General features: G+C 70.7%; 13 protein-coding genes. 4 read left to right on the top strand and 9 right to left on the bottom strand.

What is annotated here, in order from left to right; genetic code table 11:
- Nucleotides 1-197: 197 nt before the first annotated feature.
- From BLT76_RS13735 to BLT76_RS13720, 4 genes are all read right to left on the bottom strand, one after another.
- Nucleotides 198-1,175: a sulfate/molybdate ABC transporter ATP-binding protein gene (locus BLT76_RS13735; protein ID WP_090856892.1), complete on the bottom strand. Its 978-nt coding sequence runs from the start codon at nucleotides 1,173-1,175 to the stop codon at nucleotides 198-200.
- 48 nt (nucleotides 1,176-1,223) lie between these two features.
- The gene (locus BLT76_RS13730) at nucleotides 1,224-2,045 is read right to left on the bottom strand and encodes a sulfate ABC transporter permease (RefSeq protein WP_090856888.1); all 822 of its coding nucleotides are present in this window, start codon (nucleotides 2,043-2,045) and stop codon (nucleotides 1,224-1,226) included.
- Entirely contained in the window at nucleotides 2,038-2,808 is a 771-nt protein-coding gene (gene cysT / locus BLT76_RS13725; protein WP_244509406.1) for a sulfate ABC transporter permease subunit CysT, read from the bottom strand. The genes BLT76_RS13730 and cysT overlap by 8 nt, the downstream gene beginning before the upstream one ends.
- A 62-nt stretch (nucleotides 2,809-2,870) precedes the next feature.
- A complete protein-coding gene (locus BLT76_RS13720; protein WP_090856885.1) occupies nucleotides 2,871-3,911 on the bottom strand; it encodes a sulfate ABC transporter substrate-binding protein in 1,041 nt (346 codons plus the stop codon).
- Between the two features lie 317 nt (nucleotides 3,912-4,228).
- On the opposite strand from BLT76_RS13720, the gene BLT76_RS13715 reads away from it, so the two are divergent.
- Both BLT76_RS13715 and BLT76_RS13710 read left to right on the top strand, forming a co-directional pair.
- Entirely contained in the window at nucleotides 4,229-6,196 is a 1,968-nt protein-coding gene (locus BLT76_RS13715) for a 2-oxoacid:acceptor oxidoreductase subunit alpha (RefSeq protein ID WP_090856881.1), read from the top strand.
- Entirely contained in the window at nucleotides 6,193-7,275 is a 1,083-nt protein-coding gene (locus tag BLT76_RS13710) for a 2-oxoacid:ferredoxin oxidoreductase subunit beta (RefSeq protein WP_090856878.1), read from the top strand. The genes BLT76_RS13715 and BLT76_RS13710 overlap by 4 nt, the downstream gene beginning before the upstream one ends.
- 7 nt (nucleotides 7,276-7,282) lie before the next feature.
- On the opposite strand, the gene BLT76_RS13705 is transcribed toward BLT76_RS13710, so the two are convergent.
- Nucleotides 7,283-7,726, bottom strand: coding sequence for a hypothetical protein (locus BLT76_RS13705; RefSeq protein WP_090856875.1), 444 nt, complete (start codon nucleotides 7,724-7,726; stop codon nucleotides 7,283-7,285).
- Between the two features lie 120 nt (nucleotides 7,727-7,846).
- Between BLT76_RS13705 and rarD the strand changes: the two genes are divergently transcribed.
- Nucleotides 7,847-8,758: an EamA family transporter RarD gene (rarD, locus tag BLT76_RS13700; protein WP_090856872.1), complete on the top strand. Its 912-nt coding sequence runs from the start codon at nucleotides 7,847-7,849 to the stop codon at nucleotides 8,756-8,758.
- 86 nt (nucleotides 8,759-8,844) lie between these two features.
- Nucleotides 8,845-10,902: a PhoX family protein gene (locus BLT76_RS13695; RefSeq protein WP_090856869.1), complete on the top strand. Its 2,058-nt coding sequence runs from the start codon at nucleotides 8,845-8,847 to the stop codon at nucleotides 10,900-10,902.
- A 10-nt stretch (nucleotides 10,903-10,912) separates the two neighbouring features.
- Here BLT76_RS13695 and BLT76_RS13690 read toward each other — a convergent pair whose 3' ends face one another.
- Genes BLT76_RS13690 through nuoL form a run of 4 tightly spaced genes read right to left on the bottom strand, consistent with a single transcriptional unit; the run spans nucleotide 10,913 to nucleotide 16,990 of the window.
- Nucleotides 10,913-11,920 carry a polyprenyl synthetase family protein gene (locus BLT76_RS13690; RefSeq protein ID WP_090856866.1) on the bottom strand — a complete coding sequence of 336 codons (1,008 nt, stop codon included), beginning with the start codon at nucleotides 11,918-11,920 and terminating at the stop codon, nucleotides 10,913-10,915.
- Nucleotides 11,917-13,518: an NADH-quinone oxidoreductase subunit NuoN gene (gene nuoN, locus BLT76_RS13685; protein ID WP_090856863.1), complete on the bottom strand. Its 1,602-nt coding sequence runs from the start codon at nucleotides 13,516-13,518 to the stop codon at nucleotides 11,917-11,919. Before nuoN ends, BLT76_RS13690 begins: the two co-directional genes overlap by 4 nt.
- Entirely contained in the window at nucleotides 13,518-15,062 is a 1,545-nt protein-coding gene (locus BLT76_RS13680; RefSeq protein ID WP_090856860.1) for an NADH-quinone oxidoreductase subunit M, read from the bottom strand. Before BLT76_RS13680 ends, nuoN begins: the two co-directional genes overlap by 1 nt.
- Complete coding sequence (nuoL, locus tag BLT76_RS13675) at nucleotides 15,059-16,990, bottom strand: NADH-quinone oxidoreductase subunit L (protein WP_090856857.1); 1,932 nt, start codon at nucleotides 16,988-16,990, stop codon at nucleotides 15,059-15,061. The genes BLT76_RS13680 and nuoL overlap by 4 nt, the downstream gene beginning before the upstream one ends.
- Between the last annotated feature and the right edge of the window lies 1 nt (nucleotide 16,991).

The following is a 16,991-nucleotide window of genomic DNA, read 5'->3' as shown; positions in this document are numbered from 1 at the left end:
GGTGCAGTCTCCTCGGCCGAGTGGCCGATCGGGGGCGGGCCCGCGGGGCCGCGCGCTCAAGGTACACAAAGTTCATCAGCATGGTGTGCTTTTGGAACGGCATGTCCAGACCGCCGCTCCTCCTCAAGAGGACCACCCGCCCGAGAAGGGGTGCAGTCCTCTCAGGCGGGTGGCCGTTCCGGGGGTACGGCGGGCGCTCAGCCCACCGTCGTGGTCGGCTCGACCGGCACCGTGGTGGCGCCGGCGGCCTCGCTCAGCCAGACCTGCACGCCCGACTCGAGGCCGAGCGAGCGGGCATGGGTCCGGGTCATCACAGTGGTGACGTCGCCCGCCTCGGTGGTGACCGTGGCCCGCACCTCGAACCCGATGCGGAGCACGCGGGAGACCGTGCCGGTCAACGCCTCTGGGCGGGGCGAGGTGGCGACCTCGACGTCGTGCGGGCGCACCAGCCGCCCGTTCAGCGTCGTGACCTCGCCGAGGAAGCCCATGACGAAGTTGTTGGCCGGCTCGTCGTACAGCTGGTCGGGCGAGCCGACCTGCTCCACGCGCCCCTCGTTGATCACGACGATCTCGTCGGCGACCTCGAGGGCCTCCTCCTGGTCGTGGGTCACGAAGACCGTCGTCACGTGCACCTCGTCGTGCAGCCGCCGCAGCCAGTCGCGCAGCTCCTTGCGGACCTTCGCGTCGAGCGCGCCGAACGGCTCGTCGAGCAGCAGCACCTGCGGCTCGACCGCGAGCGCCCGGGCCAGGGCCATCCGCTGCCGCTGGCCGCCCGAGAGCTGCGAGGGCAGCCGGTGGGCGAACTGGCCGAGGTGCACCAGCTTCAGCAGCTCGTCGACCCGCGCCGCCACCTCGGCCTTGGGCCGCTTGCGGATCTCGAGGCCGAAGGCGACGTTCTTGGCCACCGTCATGTGCTTGAAGACGGCGTAGTGCTGGAAGACGAACCCGACGTTGCGCTTCTGCGCCGGCAGCCGGGTGGCGTCGTTGCCGTTGATCGAGATGGTGCCGCTGTCGGCGGTCTCGAGTCCGGCGATGATCCGCAGCAGCGTCGACTTGCCGCCGCCGCTCGGACCGAGGAGGGCAGTGAGCTGCCCGGTGGGGATGGTGACATTGACGTTCTCCAGGGCGACGAAGTCCCCGAACTTCTTGTTCACCCCCGCGACTTCGATGCTCATGAAGGACCTTCCAGGAAAGTGATGGGGTCGCCCGTGCGCCCGGCCGACTCAGTCATGGCTCTTCGGGCGGATGAGGGAGACGACGACGATGCAGGCCACGGAGACCATGGCGAGCAGGAACGCGGTGGCGTAGGCGCCCTGCTGGTCGAAGTTGAGGTACTTCTCCTCCACGACCAGCGTCGCGGTCCGGGTCTCGCCGAGCACGTTGCCCGAGACGACCTTGACCGCCCCGAACTCGCCGAGGGACCGGGCCAGGCTGAGGACGACGCCGTAGACGATCGCCCACTTGACCGACGGCAGGGTGATCCGCACGAACCGCTGCCAGGCGTTGGCCCCGAGGCTCTCGGCCGCCTGCTCCTGCTCGATGCCGACCTCGGTCAGCACCGGGACCACCTCGCGGATGACCAGGGGCAGGGCCACGAACGCGGTCGCCATCACGATGCCCGGCGTCGAGAAGATGACCTGGATGCCGACGCGTTCGAGGGTCGGTCCGAGCCAGCCCTCGCGCCCGCCGTAGACCAGCACCAGGGCCAGGCCGACCACGATCGGCGAGACCGAGAGCGGCAGGTCGATCAGTGCACTGAGGGCGCGCTTGCCCGGGAACTCGTAGCGCACCAGCAGCAGCGAGATGCCGACGCCGAAGACGGTGTTGATGACGACGGCACTCACCGCCGCGATCAGGGTCAGCCGCAGGGCCGTGACGACGTCGGGATCGGCGAACAGGTCGCTGATGCTGACGAAGCCCTCGTCGAAGGTGTTCGTCACCACCAGGGAGACCGGCCAGGCCACCAGGAAGAACAGGTAGGCGATGACCAGCAGCCGGAGCAGGTAGGCGACCGGGCCCTTGCGCCCGAAGGTGGACCTAGCCACGACGCGCCACCCGCCTCTGGATGATGTCCAGCACCACGATCACGACGAGCGAGATGACCAGCAGCACGGCCGCCACGGCGGCGGCCGAGGCCCGCTGGTCGTTCTCGATGCTGCTCAGGATCCGGACCGAGGTCACCTCGGTCTTGTTGGGGAGGTTGCCCGACAGCAGCACCAGGGAGCCGTACTCGCTGACACCGCGCGCGAAGGACAGCGCGGCACCGGCCGCGATCGCCGGGGTCAGGCTCGGCAGGATCACCCGACGGAACGTCGTGAACCGGCTCGCGCCGAGCGACGCGGCCGCCTCCTCGACGTCCCGGTCGAGCTCCTCGAGCACCGGCTGCACCATGCGCACGATGAACGGCAGCGTCACGAACAGGAACGCCACGAACACCGCGGGCCGCTGGTTGACGATGTCGATCCCGATCGGGCTGTCCGAGCCGTAGAGCGAGAGCAGCACCAGGCCGGCCACGATCGTCGGGAGCGCGAACGGGATGTCGATCAGGATCTCGAGCACCGCCTTGCCGGGGAACCGGTCACGGACCAGCACCCACGCGATGATCGGCCCCATCACGATGTTGACGAGCGTCACCCCGACGGCCGTGAAGACCGTCAGCCGGATCGCCGCGGCGGTCTGGGCGTTGGTCACCGCCGCCCAGAACGTGTCCCAGCCGCCGTCGACCGCCGTGACCATGACCGCCGTCAGCGGGATCAGCACGAGCAGGCTGAACCACAGCATCGCGATGCCCAGCCCGAGGCCGGACACGGGGGTCAACGTCGACCGGGCCGACCGGCGGATCTTCGCCGGTCGGCCCAACTCGATCGAGGTCACTCGTCCTCGGCCTTGCCGGACGCCTCGATGGCCGCGGTGATGATGCCGAGGGGCTCACCCTCGGTGCCGGTGCCGAAGAACTTGGGCGCGGCCTCGGCCCAGCCGCCGAAGTCCCCGTCGACGGTCAGCAGGGTCGGCACGGTCGGGAACGGGTCGCTCGGGTCGGCGGCGCCCTCGACCTCGCCACCGAAGTCGACGTCGTCGCGGATCGGGCGGAAGCCGGTGAGGGCGAACTGCTTCTGCCCCTCGTCGCTGAGCACGAACTCGAGCCAGTCCTCGGCGACCGGGGCGGCGTCCTCGAGGACCGCGCCCGGGTTCTCGATGAGCAGCGAGGTCTCGGGGATGACGTACTCGAAGCCCTCGCCGTTCTGCGCCGCGAGGATGGCCTCGTTCTCGTAGGCCATCAGGACGTCGCCGGTCCCGCCGAGGAAGCTGGTGGTGGCGTCACGGCCGCTGCTGGGCAGCGAGACCACGTTGCCGAAGAACTTGTTGATGTAGTCGGTGGCGTCAGCCTCGGAGCCGCCTCCGGAGACCACCTGGCCGAACGCCGCCAGCGCGTTCCAGCGCGCCGCACCGGAGGACGCCGGGTTGGGCGTCACGATCTCGACCCCGGGCTTCACCAGGTCGTCCCAGGTCTGGATGTTCTTCGGGTTGCCCTCACGGACACCGAACACCACGACCGAGCGGGAGACCACGCCCTTGTTCTCACCGTCGTCCCACGTGTCCGCGACCAGGTCGGCGTCGACCAGGCGGGTCACGTCGGTCGCGACGGAGAAGTGCACGTAGTCGGCGTCGAGACCCTCGACCACGGCGCGGCTCTGGTCACCGGACGGGCCGTACGACGTCTTGAACCGGACGTCCTTGCCGGCGTCGGTCTTCTGGAACTCCGAGGCGATCGCCTTGTTGGCCGCCTCCGGCACCGCGAAGCCGACGATGCTGATCGTGTCCGCGTCACTGGAGCCGGAGCCGCCGCACGCGGCGAGACCCAGCACCAGGAGTCCGGCGGACGCACTCGTGATTGCGCGCTTGAACTTCATCCTTCTGCACCCTTCGTCGAGCCCGCTCATCGAACAGGCCTTCTTACTAATGTCATGAAGAGTACTCGACTTAAGGCGTCGATCTCGCCAGGCGGGACGACAGTGTGTCCGGGGTCACTGACCTGGGCGCGGTCCATGATCAGAGATCGCTGGGATCGAGGGGTCCGGGTCTCTATCGTGGACAGGTCGGCACTCACCGGGGAAACTGGAACAGGTTCCAGTTTTCACCCGGACGTGGGTACGATCCGGACGTTATCGGTCGGGGATCGTCCGTTAAAGACGCACGTACGTGGTCCAGCGAGGAAGAGGCGCGAGCCGTGACAGGTCAGCAGAGCAAGCAGGTCAAGCAGCTCGACCGGGTGATCATCCGGTTCGCCGGTGACTCCGGTGACGGCATGCAGCTCACGGGCGACCGGTTCACCTCCGAGTCGGCGGTCTTCGGCAACGACCTGATGACGCTGCCCAACTTCCCCGCCGAGATCCGCGCACCCCAGGGCACCATCCCCGGCGTCTCGTCGTTCCAGGTGCACTTCGCCGACCACGACATCCTCACGGCGGGCGATGCGCCCGACGTCCTGGTCGCGATGAACCCGGCGGCGCTGAAGGCCAACCTGGCCGACCTGCCCAAGGGCGCGATCATCATCGTCGACACCCACGACTTCACGACCCGCAACCTCACCAAGGCCGGGTACGACGCCAACCCGCTCGATGCGCTCGGCGACGCCGGCAGCGCCCTCGGCGAGTTCGCGGTGCACGCGGTCGACCTGACCGGCATGACCGTCGAGGCGGTCAAGGAGTTCGGGCTGTCCCGCAAGGACGCCGCCCGGGCCAAGAACATGTTCGCACTGGGCCTGCTGTCCTGGATGTACGGGCGGCCGACCGAGTCGACGACCGCGTTCCTGACCAAGCGGTTCGCCCGGGTGCCGGACATCCGCGACGCCAACATCACGGCCTTCAAGGCCGGCTGGAACTTCGGCGAGACCACCGAGTCCTTCGCGGTGTCGTACGAGATCAAGCCCGCCCCGCAGCAGCCCGGGACCTACCGGAACATCTCCGGCAACCTCGCGCTCGCCTACGGGCTGGTGGCCGCGGGCGTGCAGTCGGGCCTGCCGGTCTTCCTGGGCACCTACCCGATCACCCCGGCCTCCGACATCCTCCACGAGCTCAGCAAGCACAAGTCGTTCGGCGTGACGACCTTCCAGGCGGAGGACGAGATCGCGGGCGTCGGCGCCGCGATCGGTGCGTCGTTCGCGGGCTCGCTCGGCGTCACCTCGACCTCCGGGCCCGGCGTGGCGCTGAAGTCCGAGGCCATCGGCCTGGCCGTGATGACCGAGCTCCCGCTGCTCGTGGTCAACGTCCAGCGCGGTGGCCCCTCGACGGGCCTGCCGACCAAGACCGAGCAGGCCGACCTGCTGCAGGCGATGTTCGGCCGCAACGGCGAGGCCCCGGTCCCGATCGTCGCCCCGCAGTCCCCGGGCGACTGCTTCGCCGCGGCCGTCGAGGCCGCCCGGATCGCCGTCACCTACCGCACGCCGGTGTTCCTGCTCTCCGACGGCTACCTCGCCAACGGCTCCGAGCCCTGGGCGATCCCCGACGTCGCCGACCTCCCGGTCATCGAGCCGCGCTTCGCCACCGAGCACAACCACACGAAGACCGCCCCCGATGGCACCGTGTCCACGGAGTTCTGGCCCTACCTGCGCGACGAGGAGACCCTCGCGCGTCCCTGGGCCGTGCCTGGCACCGCCGGCCTCGAGAACCGCATCGGCGGGCTCGAGAAGGGCGAGGGCCACGGCAACATCTCCTACGACCCGGCCAACCACGACCTGATGGTCCGCACCCGCCAGGCCAAGATCGACCGGATCGCCGAGTCGATCCCGCCGCTGCAGGTCGACGACCCCTCCGGCGCGGCCAAGGTCTGCGTGCTGGGCTGGGGCTCGACGTACGGGCCCATCGGCGCCGCCGCCCGCCGGGTCCGCAAGGCCGGGTTCAACGTGGCCCAGGTGCACCTGCGCCACCTCAACCCGTTCCCGAAGGACCTGGGCGAGATCCTGCGTCGCTACGACAAGGTCCTGGTCCCCGAGATGAACCTCGGCCAGCTCTCGATGCTGATCCGGGCCCGCTACCTCGTCGACGCCGTCGGCTACAACCAGGTCAACGGCATGCCCATCAAGGCGGCCCAGCTGGCCGAGGCGGTCGGAGCCCTGGTCGCCGACGCCGAGGGCACCCCCGTCGACCTCACCGCCGATCTCACCCCCGCCACTACCGCTCAGGAGGTCTCCGAGTGAGCACCGAGCAGCTCCCCTTCCCCGGCCTGCGTTCGGGCGTCGAGGACGTCCCGACCAACGAGGACGCCCAGACCGCGAAGGAGTACACCTCCGACCAGGAGGTCCGCTGGTGCCCGGGCTGCGGCGACTACGCCGTCCTGAAGGCCGTGCAGGGCTTCCTGCCCCAGCTCGGCCTGCGCCGCGAGAACATCGTCTTCGTGTCCGGCATCGGCTGCTCCAGCCGGTTCCCGTACTACCTCGACACCTACGGCATGCACTCGATCCACGGGCGCGCGCCGTCGATCGCGACCGGCATCGCCACCGCCCGCGAGGACCTGTCGGTCTGGGTCGTCACCGGCGACGGCGACGCCCTCTCCATCGGCGGCAACCACCTGATCCACGCGCTGCGCCGCAACGTGAACATGACGATCCTGCTGTTCAACAACCGGATCTACGGCCTGACCAAGGGTCAGTACTCCCCCACCAGCGAGGCCGGCAAGATCACCAAGTCGACGCCGATGGGCTCGGTCGACCACCCGTTCAACCCGGTGTCGCTCGCGCTCGGTGCGGAGGCGTCGTTCGTCGCGCGCACCATCGACTCCGACCGCAAGCACCTCACCTCGGTGCTCTCCGCGGCCGCCGCCCATCGCGGCACCTCGCTGGTCGAGATCTACCAGAACTGCCCGATCTTCAACGACGGGGCGTTCGACGCGATCAAGAACAACGACACCAAGGCCGACGCGATCATCCCGCTGACCCACGGCGAGCCGATCACGTTCTCCGCGGGCACCAAGGGCCTGATCCGCGACAGCCAGACGGGCGGGGTCAAGATCGTCGAGACCGCGGACGTCGACGCGGACGCGCTGCTGGTCCACGACGCCCTCAACCCCGACCCGTCCCAGGCCTTCGCCATCAGCCGGCTGACCGAGATGGGCTACCTCAACCAGACGCCGATCGGCATCTTCCGCCAGGTCTCCCGGCCGACGTACGACGACCAGGCCCGCGCCCAGGTCGCCTCGGCGTCCGAGGCCGCTCCCGGCACGCCGACCGAGCGGCTCGCCGGCCTGATCGGCAGCGGGGACACCTGGACGGTCGTCTGAGCGCGGCTCAGCAGCTCGAGCGCCGGCAGACCGTGTAGATCTTGTCGGTGCGCCCGGCCTGGTACTTCGCGGTGGCCTTGACGCCGCCCTTGTAGAACCAGGTCGAGCGAGTGCTGTCCGGGAACGCGACCTCCACGCGGAAGCGGCCCTGGCGGTCGGCGCGGACCTTCTTCCAGGTGCGCCACGCCTTGTGCGGGCCGACCTTGCGCTTGATGACGACCACCTTGCGGCCGCCCTGGGGCGTGACCCGGCCCTTGATGAACCAGCGGTCGCCGCGGCGGGCGCTGCGGTCGTGGAGCTCGCGGGGCAGCTTGGCGGCCCGAGCGACGGCCGGCGCCGAGGCGGCGGCCGGCGCGACTCCGGCCGCGCTCGCGGGCGTCGACAGGGACGTCGGCATCAGGCCCAGCAGGGCGAGACCGAGCAGGGCGGCCAGGATTCGGTGCATGCGCATGGGACGGGGTTCCCCCTCGTGATCTGCGGTCGTGGACATCGGACCAGCCTGCCCGGGCACTCAAGGCCGCAAACGCCGGGCCCCGGCGGGTGACCGACGTGGCGACCCTATGCTGCTCCGGTGGTGGAGTCGCGGCGTGGATTGACCCTGGGGGTCGCGGCCTACGTCATGTGGGGGGCCTTCCCCCTCTACTTCCCGCTCCTGGAGCCGGCCGGCGCCCTCGAGATCCTCGCCCACCGCATCGTCTGGTCCGCGCTGACCATGGGCCTGCTCGTCGTCGTGCTGCGACGGACCTCACAGGTGCGGGCCCTGCTCCGCGACCGTCGTACCCTCCTGCTGCTCGGCGGTGCGGCCGCGACGATCACCGTCAACTGGGCCACCTACATCTGGGGCGTCACCAACGACCGGGTCGTGGAGGCCTCGCTCGGCTACTTCATCAACCCGCTCGTGACGGTGCTGATGGGGGTGCTGCTGCTCGGCGAGCGGCTGCGGCCGCTCCAGTGGGCGGCGATGGGGGTCGCCACCTCGGCCGTCGCCGTGCTCACCTGGGACTACGGCGGTCCGCCGTGGGTCGCCCTCGTGCTCGCTCTCTCCTTCGGCACCTACGGCCTCGCGAAGAAGACCGCCAACGTCGGCGCGGTCGAGAGCCTGGCCGTGGAGACCGCGCTGATCGCCCCGCTCGCGGCGTCGTACGTCGTCTTCCTGATCGCGACCGGTCGCTCCGAGTTCACCGGCCACGGCGCGGGTCACTCGCTGCTGCTGATGTCGGCGGGCCTCGTGACCGCGGTGCCGCTGATCTGCTTCGGGGCGGCCGCGACGCGGGTGCCGATGGTCACGCTGGGGCTGCTGCAGTACCTCGCGCCGGTGCTGCAGTTCGCGCTGGGCGTGCTGTGGTTCCACGAGGACATGCCGCCCGGCCGGTGGGCCGGCTTCCTGCTGGTCTGGGTGGCGCTGGTGATCTTCACCGTGGAGGCGGTCAACCACCGGCGCCGCCAGCTGCGGCTCACCGTCGCGGCCGCGACGGCCGTCTGACTCCCGTTCACCTGCAGGTCGCCCGAGGCTCACCCGGCGCTCCTAGCGTGCGAGGCCCACTCGGACTCGGACGAAGGACCTGCCTGATGACCTCGGCTCCCCAGCAGCCTGCCCTGCTGCCCCTCCTCCCCAGCGGACCGCACGGCTCCCGCGACGCGATGACCTGCCTCTTCCGCTGCGGCAACGCCTGCGACCGTCCGGAGCCGAACGGCTCCGGGAACGGCCACCTGCGCGACGAGGTCGCCCGGGTGGTGCAGCGGCGCTCGCTGCTGAAGGGCGCCGGCGTGGGGGCCGGTGTGCTCGCCCTGGGCGGGCTGGCCGTCGAGCCCGCCGCTGCGGCCGGGCCCGCGCGCCGGGGCGAGGGGCGGCTCGGCCGAGTCGACTTCACCCCGGTGCCGCCGAACCGGCGCGACGCGGTCGTCGTACCCCCGGGGTTCCGGCAGGACGTCGTCGTCCGCTGGGGCGACCCGGTGCTGCCGGGCGCCCCCGCGTTCGACGCCTACCGCCAGACGCCCGAGGCGGCCGCCCGGCAGTTCGGCTTCAACAACGACTACGTCGGCCTGGTCGAGCTGCCGCGACGCTCCGACCGGGACCGCGCGCTGCTCGTCGTCAACCACGAGTACACGACCGGCACGCTGATGTTCCCCACCGGCCGGTACGACGCCGAGACCCAGCTCCGGATCGAGATGCAGAGCCACGGCATGTCCGTGGTGACCGTCGAGCGTGGTCAGGTCGCCGGGTCCTGGCGGAGGGTCACGCCGGCCCGGGCCCGGCACAACCGCCGGGTCACGATCGACACCGCCTTCCGGGTGACCGGGCCGGCGGCCGGCGACCCCCGGCTGCGCACCGCCGCGGACCCGACCGGCCGGCGCGTCCTCGGCACGCTGAACAACTGCGCCGGCGGCACCACCCCGTGGGGGACGGTGCTCTCCGGCGAGGAGAACGTCAATCAGTACTTCGACGCCTCCGACGGCATCCCGGCCGAGCACGCCGAGTCCTTCGCCCGCTACGGCATCACCGGCGAGGGCCGCGGCTGGTCGGCCGTCGATCCCCGCTTCGACCTGTCGACCGAGCCGCACGAGGCCTACCGGTTCGGCTGGATCGTCGAGCTCGACCCGCTGAGTCCCGGCTCGGCGCCGCGCAAGCACACGATGCTGGGGCGGTTCAAGCACGAGGGCGCCAACATCTCGATCGCCCGCAACGGGCGCGCGGTCGCCTACCTCGGCGACGACGAGCGCGGCGACTACCTCTACAAGTTCGTTTCCCGCGACCGGTACGACGACTCCGGGCGCCCGCGCGCCCGCGCCCACAACAAGACGCTGCTGGAGCACGGCACCCTGTTCGTCGCCCGGCTCACCGGCGACGGCACCGCCGACGGCGTGTACGACGGGACCGGGACCTGGCTGCCGCTGACCAGCGACACGACGTCGTACGTGCCGGGGATGAGCGTCGCCGACGTCCTCCTGAACACCCGACTGGCCGCCGACCGCCGCTCGCCCACCCGGATGGACCGGCCCGAGGACGTCGAGCCGAACCCCGTGAACGGCCGGGTGTACGCCGCGCTGACCAACAACTCGGGACGCGGCACTGCGCAGCCGGCCGACGAGGCCAACCCGGTCACCTCCTCGCAGACCCGGCCGGCGCTGGGCGAGCCGCTGGTCACGCAGTCGGGGAACCGCAACGGCTACGTCCTGGAGCTGATCCCGCGGGGCGGCGACCACGCGTCGACGACCTTCACCTGGAACGTGCTGCTCGTCTGCGGCGACCCGGCCGCCCAGGAGACCTACTTCGGCGGCTACGACAAGTCGCGGGTGAGCCCCATCAGCTGTCCCGACAACGTGACCTTCGACCCGCAAGGCAACCTGTGGGTCTCGACGGACGGCAACGTGCTCGGCTCCAACGACGGCATCTTCCGGGTCCCGGTCTCGGGGGCGGAGCGCGGCCGGGTCCAGCAGTTCGTCACCGTGCCGCGGGGCGCGGAGGCCTGTGGACCGCTGGTGACCGACGGCGGCCGCTCGCTGTTCTTCGCCGTCCAGCACCCGGGTGAGATCACCGGCGCCACGTTCGAGGCGCCGGCCAGCACCTGGCCGCACACCGACGACTTCCCGCGGCCGAGCGTCGTGGTGGCCTACCGCTCGCGGTAGGCCGGACCCGTCAGACCGAGCGGACCGCGACGACGTCGGCGAACGATTCGAGCGCGGTTCGCACCGGCCCGTCCGGGAGTACGACGAGCAGCGCCTTCGCCTCCTCGGCGCGGGCGATGACGTAGGCCCGGGCCTCGTCCATCGCGGGGTGCTTGCGCAGCAGGTCGAGCGCCTCGGCGTGCCGGTCGTCGTCGGTGAGGTCGGCCGCCAGCAGCTCCAGCAGCCGGGCGTCCTCGGGGTCGGTCGAGGCCTGGGCCATCAGCACCGGCAGGGTCGGGACGCCCTCGCGGAGGTCGGTGCCGGGGGTCTTGCCGGACTCGGCGGACTCGGAGGCGATGTCCAGGATGTCGTCGGAGAGCTGGAAGGCCGAGCCGACGATCTCGCCGTACGCCGCCAGCGCCTCCTCGATCTCGGGCCCGGCACCGCCGAAGCGGGCGCCGTAGCGGGCCGAGGTGGCGATCAGCGAACCGGTCTTGCCGGCGACGACGTCGAGGTAGTGGGCCAGCGGGTCCGCACCGGGTCCGGGCTTGACCGTCTCCAGGATCTGGCCCTCGACGAGGCGGGTGAACGTCTCGGCCTGGATGCGCACGGCGTCCGCGCCGAGCGTCGCGGTCAGCTCGGACGAGCGGGCGAAGAGGAAGTCGCCGGTCAGGATGGCCACGTGGTTGTCCCAGCGCGCGTTCGCCGAGTCGGCGCCGCGGCGCAGGGCCGCCTCGTCCATCACGTCGTCGTGGTAGAGCGAGCCGACGTGGGTGATCTCCACGACGCACGCGGCGGTCAGGACCTCATCGGCGGTCGGGTGCTCCCCCGCTTCGGCGGCGAGCAGCACCAGCAGCGGGCGGAACCGCTTGCCGCCGGCGTCGAGCAGGTGGCTGGCCGCCTCGGTGACGTAGGGGAACCGGCTCTGGACGTGGCCGTACAGGGCCTTCTCGACCTCGATCAGCCGCTCGGACAGCCGCGCCTCGAGCGCGGGGTCGGTGACCGGGAGAGCGAGGTTGCTGCCGTGCTGTGGGCTCACCTGATGAATTGTCCCGCATGGGCCGCGAGATCGAGAACAGGGCCGGGCACGATGCCCAGGACCACGGTCCCGGCGAGGGCGATGACGATCGCGGCCGAGGTCAGGATCGACGGACTGGTCACGCTCGCCACCTCACCCTCCGCGCCCCCGTCCGGTTCGGTGAAGAACATCAGCCGGATGAAGCTCACGTAGAAGTAGACCGCGATGATGCTCGACGCGATCGCCGTCAGCACGACCGGCCAGGCCCCTGCCGACAGGGCGACGGTGAACACCGCCCACTTGCCGACGAAGCCCGCGGTCAGCGGGATGCCGGCCAGCGACAGCAGGAAGAACGCGAACACGCCGGCGACCAGCGGCGAGCGCCGGCCCAGGCCGGCCCACCGCTGGATCGAGGTCGCCTCGCCGCCGGAGTCACGGACCAGGGTCACGATCGCGAAGGCACCGATCGTCGCGAAGCCGTACGTCGTCAGGTAGAACAGCACCGCCTGCAGCGAGGTGACCTCGCCGTCGGCCAGCTCGGTGGCGCTCTGCACGCCGAGCACCCCGGTCAGCAGGAAGCCGGTGTGGGCGATCGAGGAGTAGGCGAGCATCCGCTTCACGTCGGTCTGCACGATGGCCAGCGCGGCCCCGATCAGCATGGTGAGGATCGCGATGATCCACAGCATCGGCTGCCAGCCCCAGCGGTCCGCGCCGAAGCCGACGTAAAACAGCCGGAGGAGCGCGCCGAAGGCGGCGATCTTGGTGCCGGCGGCCATGAACGCGGTGACCGCGGTCGGGGCGCCCTGGTAGACGTCGGGCGTCCAGGCCTGGAACGGCACGGCGCCGACCTTGAACAGCAGGCCGACGGCGAGCATGCCGATGCCGATGTAGAGCAGGGCCTGGTTCTCGACGTTGGCGCGGACGGCGGCGTCGATCCGCTCCAGCTGCATCGAGCCCGCGAAGCCGTAGATCAGCGCGACGCCGTACAGGAAGAAGCCGGAGGAGAAGGCGCCGAGCAGGAAGTACTTCAGCGCGGCCTCCTGGCTGAGGAGCCGCCGGCGCCGGGCCAGGCCGGTGAGCAGGTAGAGGGGCAGCGAGAGCACCTCGAGCGCGACGAACATCGTCAGCAGGTCGCCGGCCGCCGGGAAGAGCAGCATGCCGCCGACGGCGAACATCAGCAGCGGGTAGACCTCGGTGTGGTCGAGCCCGCGGGTGGACGCCTGGCGCTCGGCCTCGGTGCCGGGCAGCGCGGCGGCCTGGCCGGCGAAGACCGACACCCCGGCCTCGAGACGGCGCTCGGCGAAGAGCAGCACCCCGCCCAGCGCGAAGACCAGGATCAGGCCCCAGAGGAAGACGCTCGGGCCGTCGACCACGACGGTGCCCTCGGCGGCCACCAGGCCGCGGGCGGCGCCGTCGCCGACCTTGCCGAGGTCGACGCCGACCCAGACGGTCGCGACCAGCGCGGCCACCAGGCCGACGGAGGACAGCACGACCTGCGACAGGTAGCGGCGCTCGCGCGGCAGGAAGGCCTCGACCAGGACGCCGAGGATCGCGACGCCGAAGACGATCAGGAGCGGCGAGAGCTCGGCGTACTCGATGGTGGGCTTGGTGAAGTCCATCAGTGAGCCTCCCCTTCAGAGTAGGAGTGCGGCGGCACGTCCGCGGGGTCGACCGTGGGCGGGTCGTCGCTCACGCCGACATGGGACAGCAGCGACTCGACCGCAGGGTTGGCGACGTCGAGGAGCGGCGCGGGGTAGAAGCCGAAGAGCACCAGGGCGACCATCAGCGGCGCCACGGCGGCGACCTCGCGGACGCTGGCGTCCCGGGTCCCCTCGACCTCGGGCGGCGTCGGGCCGGTCATCGTGCGCTGGTACATCCACAGCACGTAGATCGCGGCCAGCACGATGCCGGTGACGGCGACCGCGCCGACGTACCACCGGTAGTCGAAGGCGGCCAGGATGACCAGGAACTCCGAGACGAACGGGCTTAGGCCGGGCAGGCCCAGGGTCGCCAGGCCGGCGACCAGGAAGAGACCCGCGAGCACCGGGGTGGCCTTCTCGAGACCGCCCATCTGGCTGATCAGCGTGGTGCCGCGGCGGCGGATCAGGTAGCCCGCGACCAGGAACAGCGCGGCGGTGCCGAGGCCGTGGTTGACCATGTAGAGGATCGAGCCGGTGCCGCCCTGGGTGCTGAACACGAAGATGCCCAGGGTGATGAAGCCGAAGTGGCTCAGCGAGGTCAGGCCGATCAGCCGCAGCACGTCGTCCTGGCCGATGGCCACGAACGCGCCGTACACGATCGAGATCAGGGCCAGCACGACCACGACCGGCGTCGCCCACTGCGAGGCCTCGGGGAACAGGCCCAGGCAGAAGCGCAGCATCCCGAAGGTGCCGATCTTGTCGAGCACGCAGACCAGCAGCACGCTGGTGCCGGGGGTGGCCTTCTCGGTCGTGTCGGCCAGCCAGGTGTGCACCGGGAACAGCGGCGCCTTGACCGCGAACGCGATGAAGAAGCCCGCGAACAGCCAGCGGCCGGCCTCGGTCGAGATGTCGAGCTGCGCCAGGTCGCCCAGGAGGTACGACGGGCTGCCCTGGTCGGCGGAGACGACGTAGAGGCCGATCACCGAGCCGAGCAGCACCAGGCCGCCGCCGAGCTGGAACATCAGGAACTTCAACGCGGCCGCGCCGCGGCCCTCGCGGCCGAAGCCGCCGATCAGGAAGTACGCCGGGATCAGCGTCGCCTCGAAGACGACGTAGAAGAGGAAGACGTCGGTGGCGGCGAAGACCGCCAGCGACAGGCCCTCGAGGGCGAGGGTCCAGCCGACGAAGGCGGCCGGGTTCTCGTCGCCCTCGTGCCAGCTCGCGACCAGCACGATCGGCACCAGCAGGGCCGTGAGCAGGATCAGCAGCAGGCCCAGGCCGTCGACGCCGAGGGCGTAGTGGACGCCGAACGCCTCGATCCAGGTGTGCTGCTCCTGCATCTGCATGCCGGCGTCGACGTCGTACTGGACGGCGACGGCGACCCCCACCGCGAGGGTGAGCAGGGCGACCGCGACGCCGAACTGCTTGGCGAGGACCGGGTTGGCCTTCGGCAGGAACGGCGCCACGACGGCGCCCACGAGGGGCACCGCGATCAGCACGGTGAGCCAGGGGAACTCGTTCACGTGAGGTTCACCGCCAGGAGGGCCAGGACGACGAGCAGGACGCCGCCGAGCAGGGACAGGGCGTAGGTGCGGACGAAGCCGTTCTGCGCGCGGCGCAGGAACCCGGCGATGCCGGCGACCTGGGCGGGTCCGCCCGCCATCACCCCGTCGACACCGCTGCTGTCGAGCCGGACCAGCGCGCGGGTCAGCGCGCCCCCGGGACGCACGACCAGGGTGTCGTTGATGTCGTCGCCGTAGAGGTCGCGGCGGGCCGCGCGAGTGACGAACGAGACGTCCTCGGGCGGGGTCAGCGCGACCTCGCGCTTGCCGACCAGGAACCAGGCGATCGCCACGCCGACGGCGACGACCAGGACCGCGAGGCCGGTCACCGCGAGGGCCGGGATCGGCGGCTCGTGGTGCTCGGCATGACCGACGACCGGGCTCAGCCAGTCGACGATCCAGTCCCCGAGCAGCAGCACGCCGCTCAGCACCGACAGGGCCGCGAGCACGATCAGCGGGAAGGTCATCACGCCCGGTGACTCGTGCGGGTGGACGTCGTCCTTCCAGCGCTTCTCGGTGAAGAAGGTCAGCAGCATCAGTCGGGTCATGTAGAAGCCGGTGACGCCCGCGCCCAGCAGGGCGAGCACCCCGACCAGCCAGTTCTCGGCCAGCGCGGTCTCGATGATCTTGTCCTTCGACCAGAAGCCGGAGAAGCCGGGGAACCCGATGATCGCCAGGTAGCCCATCGCGAAGGTCAGGAAGGTGACCGGCATGGCGTGGCGCACCGCGCCGTACCGACGCATGTCGACGTCGTCGTTCATGCCGTGCATGACCGAGCCGGCCCCGAGGAACATGTTGGCCTTGAAGAAGCCGTGGGTCAGCAGGTGGAAGATCGCGAACGCGTAGCCGGCGGTGCCGAGGCCCGCGCCGAGCATCATGTAGCCGATCTGGCTCATCGTGGAGCCGGCCAGCACCTTCTTGATGTCGTCCTTCGCGCAGCCGAGGACCGCACCCCACAGCAGCGTGACCGTGGCGACGATGACCACCACCGTCTGCGCGTGCGGGGCGAGCTCGAAGATGAAGTTGGAGCGGACGACGAGGTAGACGCCGGCGGTGACCATGGTCGCCGCGTGGATGAGCGCGGAGACCGGGGTCGGGCCCTCCATGGCGTCGAGCAGCCAGGCCTGCAGCGGGACCTGGGCGGACTTGCCGCAGGCGCCGAGGAGCAGCAGCAGGCCGATCGCGGTGAGGGTGTTCTCGGACGCGCCGCCGGCCAGCGCGCTCACCCCGGAGAAGCTCGTGGTGCCGAAGGTGACGAACATCAGCGCGATGGCCAGCGCCAGGCCGATGTCGCCGACCCGGTTCATCACGAAGGCCTTCTTGGCCGCCGCGGCCGCCGACGGCTTGTGCTGCCAGAAGCCGATCAGCAGGTACGACGCCAGGCCGACGCCCTCCCAGCCGAGGAACAGGCCGAGGTAGTTCTCCGCGAGGATCAGCATCAGCATCGCGGCGACGAACAGGTTGAGGTAGCCGAAGAACCGGCGCCGGCGCGGGTCGTGCGCCATGTAGCCGATCGAGTAGACGTGGATCAGCGATCCGACGCCGGTGATCAGCAGCAGGAACAGCGCGGACAGCGGGTCGTAGAGCAGGTCCATGCCGATGTGCAGGCTGCCGACGTCGATCCAGTCGTAGAGGTGCTGACCGACCTGACGGTCCGCCTCGTCGCGGCCGAGCAGGTCGACGAACATCAGCAGGCTGATCACGAAGGAGCCGATCGGCATCGCCGTACCGAGGAGGTGGCCCCAGCGGTCGGTGAACCGGCCACCGAGCAGCAGCACCGCGGAACCGAGCAGCGGCAGCGCGACGACCAGCCACATCAGCGAGTAGATGCCGTCCGCACCGGTCGGCGCGACCACGGGGACGTGGCCCGCGTCGGACAAGAGGTACATC

The sequence above is a fragment of the Nocardioides lianchengensis genome, assembly GCF_900101465.1.
Taxonomy (GTDB): Bacteria; Actinomycetota; Actinomycetes; order Propionibacteriales; family Nocardioidaceae; genus Nocardioides; species Nocardioides lianchengensis.
The sequence above is the reverse complement of the archived record's forward strand: the minus strand, read 5'-3'. Positions and strand labels throughout refer to the sequence as shown.

Bases quoted from the DNA above. Each gene is read 5' to 3' on its own strand.
- BLT76_RS13735 (WP_090856892.1), bottom strand. From the start codon at position 1,175: ATGAGCATCGAAGTCGCGGGGGTGAACAAGAAGTTCGGGGACTTCGTC.
- BLT76_RS13720 (WP_090856885.1), bottom strand. From the start codon at position 3,911: ATGAAGTTCAAGCGCGCAATCACGAGTGCGTCCGCCGGACTCCTGGTG.
- BLT76_RS13705 (WP_090856875.1), bottom strand. From the start codon at position 7,726: ATGCGCATGCACCGAATCCTGGCCGCCCTGCTCGGTCTCGCCCTGCTG.
- BLT76_RS13695 (WP_090856869.1), top strand. From the start codon at position 8,845: ATGACCTCGGCTCCCCAGCAGCCTGCCCTGCTGCCCCTCCTCCCCAGC.
- nuoN (WP_090856863.1), bottom strand. From the start codon at position 13,518: ATGGACTTCACCAAGCCCACCATCGAGTACGCCGAGCTCTCGCCGCTC.
- nuoL (WP_090856857.1), bottom strand. From the start codon at position 16,990: ATGTACCTCTTGTCCGACGCGGGCCACGTCCCCGTGGTCGCGCCGACC.